This window comes from Paraburkholderia sp. J67 (genome assembly GCF_905220265.1).
Taxonomy (GTDB): Bacteria; Pseudomonadota; Gammaproteobacteria; order Burkholderiales; family Burkholderiaceae; genus Paraburkholderia.
Genome location: NZ_CAJMZK010000146.1, coordinates 1 through 230 on the forward strand (window position 1 = coordinate 1; position 230 = coordinate 230).

Below are 230 nucleotides of genomic sequence, written 5' to 3' on the forward strand. Positions count from 1 at the left end.
GAGGAAGCGGACGGCCTGCTCGTTACGGCGGGCGCGGGCATGGGCGTGGACTCAGGTCTGCCTGATTTTCGTGGCGACGAGGGCCTGTGGCGAGCGTATCCAGCGCTACGTCACCATGGCTTCTCGTTCGAGGAGATCGCAAATCCCGCTGTTTTTTCGAGCGATCCGCGCCTTGCATGGGGATTTTATGGGCATCGCCTCAAGCTATATCGCGCGACGCAGCCGCACGA

General features: G+C 62.2%; 1 protein-coding gene. It reads left to right on the plus strand.

What is annotated here, in order from left to right:
* The coding region (locus tag U5782_RS41540) for a Sir2 family NAD-dependent protein deacetylase (RefSeq protein WP_322049658.1) at window positions 1-230 on the plus strand (230 nt) is incomplete at both ends.